The organism is Halalkalibacter alkalisediminis (genome assembly GCF_028610705.1).
In the GTDB taxonomy this organism is placed as follows: Bacteria; Bacillota; Bacilli; order Bacillales; family Bacillaceae_D; genus Halalkalibacter; species Halalkalibacter alkalisediminis.
The window spans coordinates 1-2,991 of record NZ_JAQQWT010000092.1 but is presented as its reverse complement, the minus strand read 5'-3'; the positions used below and the strand labels follow the sequence as shown (position 1 = coordinate 2,991).

Here is a 2,991-nt window from a genome sequence, read left to right as displayed (position 1 = left end):
AGGTTTTCGCTCCCATGTCTCAACGGGTCAATGCCCTCTCATTCCTTCGTCACACCTATCCAAGTGGTGGAGGCCGGTCTTTCTAACGAAACGGGTCTGAGCCCTTTGGCACAATACATCCGGTACTCCGTACTTTCTTTTGAGATCCTACGAATAAGCCAACATTCGTTCTAAAAACAATTTTAATGAGTGCTAGTTCTTTTCTTTAGGTGTGTTATCTTAATAAGTTCAGTTATGCGGCTATTGATGTTAAAGGTTGTATTTTTTCAGGACAATAGGTTTCATTACGTCGGGCCATTGCTACTAACATTCTTGCTAGTTTGCCAATCAGTTTCATAACGGACTTCATTTTCTTCATCTTTTTTACTTGGACATTATGGGTATGAAGCTCCTTGAACTCAGGGTTGTTCATGATAAGACTCATTGCTGCTAAATACATGAAACGCCGCAGCCGAGATCTTCCGCGTTTAGAGATGACAATTTGCCCTTTCCATTTACCCGAGCTAGCCTCCGCTAAATGCAATCCTCCGTGCCGTAATAGAGAGTTCCCGTGGGCGAAGCCACTTAAATCTCCTGCTTCTCCTAAAATGCCTGCTAGTGTAATTTCACTAATACCTTTAATGGCAAGTAATTTATCTGCGAAAGAAGTTTGTTTAAGTACATCAGTGACTTCTTGTTCAACTCTTTCAAGTTGGGCTGTGGCGAGATCAAACTCTTCAAGTAGCTGTTCTAGGTGTAGTTTATAAGCATCATGAGCTTGATGGTTACCAATAGAATGCTTGGCTAATTCAATTAATGACTGGGCTTTTTTTAGTCCAGCGTGTCGTTTCATTTTTGTCTTCCATCCTTTAACAATATCCTGAGCTTCCATGGAACGTAATTCGATGGGGGTAGGGAATAAGCGCAGGGTTGCGATGGCCCCTTTTCCTTTTACGTCCTTAAATACTTGTCGAAGTTCAGGGAAGACAATATCGACCCAACGATTAATTTGGTTGATGGAACTGACCAGGCGTTTAACGATTACGTCACGGTTAGACATGAGTACTCGAAGCTTTTCGAAAGCCTCTGAAGTTGGACGAATAAAGGAGTAGTATCCATTCTTGACCATATCTGCGATGACGAGAGCGTCCTTTTTATCACTTTTGGATTGGGTGTTATCACGATTTTCTTTATTCTTTTTTACAAGGTGAGGGTTAACCGTTACAACGTCAATGTTTTGTTCGGATAGACATGTTGATAGGTTCGTCCAGTAATGCCCGGTAGGTTCCATACCAACGATTGCCGTATCAAATGTTGAAGCTTTTAACCGGTTGATCCACTCTAGTAGTCTAGCGAATCCTTCTTCAGTATTTTCGAAAGAAAGAGGATCACCGACCACAATACCGCGGTAATTTACAGCTCGAGCGACGTGGACCTGTTGGGCAATATCTACGCCTACGACAAGATGTTTGTCTGAAATTCTTTCAATTAGTTGATTTTGTTTGTCTTGCATTTTAAACTTCATAGTAGAGCTTCCTCCTAATGATGATTTTGTGTTGTGTGTGTATAATCATCTTACTGAGGGGCTCTATTTTTTTCAAACCTGATAATTAACGCTCTACAGGAATTCTAACGAGAGCAGGTTACTTCAATTAGGAGAAAGAGAAGTATTCGTTTGAATATATAAGAAAGTATATTAAATAATAAACAATAAATAAATCCTGTAAAAGGTTGGTTTACCGTAGGTAGGTGAAAAGATTGGAAAGTGAAATTTATATAAAAAATACACCAGTATTATTATTATTTGGGTTGATTTTTACTATTATTTTTGGACTGTGGTTAAAAAGAAGGGCAAAATCGTTTGATTTTAATAACAATAGCATATTCTACTTTCTATTTGATAACTATGAATTGGTTGGTGGAGTGCTTATAGGTATAGGGTTATTATTTATTGTGATTTTTCTATAAAGATTTTATTAAAGTAACGGGGTGCATTACTGGAATAGCAGTAATGCCCTTTTTAAGTAATGGAGCATGTTAATTTAAAATAAACTTAGGATGAAAACTCAAAATCTTTAATGGATATGTTAAAATATGGGTTATTACGGAGGTGCTTACATGGGAACTGCGATTTATCAGTTAGTAGCTATCTTAATACCTATTACTATAATTTTTTTAGTTGTATGGTTTATTCGTTCATCCATAAGGAAGAGTAAACAGTTAAAGAGAATAGAACAAAAGTTAGACGAAATCGATAACAGTAATACTAAAGGTAGTTAGTCTAATTTTACTAACGGGTGCATTCCTTCAACAAGGGGTGCTTTTTCTTTGTTAACGAAAAGGGAATTAATGGTAAAATAAAGATGCAGGTTAGTTCAACAAATATAGTGTATAATTTTGGATAATCAAAATAGAATTGGGGGATATCAAATGTTAATTAGAGAGATACAACCCGTTGATGCTGAAAATTTTATATGTCTAATTAAGCAAGTTGAATCTGAGGCTAAGTTTATGCTTATGGGAGCAAAAGAAAGAAAAACAACTCCTGAACAACAACGTAAACAATTAGAACACATCAAACAGCAAAGTAATTCAACAATATTTGTTGCAGAACAAGAAAAGGGAAAGTTGGTTGGTTATTTGATAGCCATTGGCGGTAGCGTAAAGAGAACAAAGCACTCTGCATATCTTGTTATTGGTATTTTAGAAGAGTACAGAGGTCGTGGTATAGGAAGAAGTTTATTTCAACGGTTAGAAGAGTGGGCAATAAACTCGAATATATCAAGATTAGAACTTACAGTTGTTACTCAAAATGAAGCAGGAATAGCTTTATACAAGAAAAGTGGATTTGAGATAGAAGGTATAAAAAGAAAATCGTTGATGATTGATGATGAATTTTATAACGAATATTTAATGTCTAAGTTATTATAATCTTTCTTCTTCAACTCCCTCAGTTAGATAGGTATATCTCTCAAATGCTCACTTATTCGCAGGATTTCAAACCACTTGTAA

General features: G+C 36.3%; 3 protein-coding genes. 2 read left to right on the top strand and 1 reads right to left on the bottom strand.

What is annotated here, in order from left to right; genetic code table 11:
- Positions 1-232: 232 nt before the first annotated feature.
- Positions 233-1,504, bottom strand: coding sequence for an IS110 family RNA-guided transposase (locus tag PQ474_RS25845; RefSeq protein ID WP_273848449.1), 1,272 nt, complete (start codon positions 1,502-1,504; stop codon positions 233-235).
- 593 nt (positions 1,505-2,097) lie between these two features.
- Between PQ474_RS25845 and PQ474_RS25840 the strand changes: the two genes are divergently transcribed.
- Positions 2,098-2,259 carry a DUF4083 family protein gene (locus tag PQ474_RS25840; RefSeq protein ID WP_273848447.1) on the top strand — a complete coding sequence of 54 codons (162 nt, stop codon included), beginning with the start codon at positions 2,098-2,100 and terminating at the stop codon, positions 2,257-2,259.
- A gap of 150 nt (positions 2,260-2,409) precedes the next feature.
- Positions 2,410-2,910: a GNAT family N-acetyltransferase gene (locus PQ474_RS25835; RefSeq protein ID WP_273848446.1), complete on the top strand. Its 501-nt coding sequence runs from the start codon at positions 2,410-2,412 to the stop codon at positions 2,908-2,910.
- Positions 2,911-2,991: the final 81 nt, after the last annotated feature.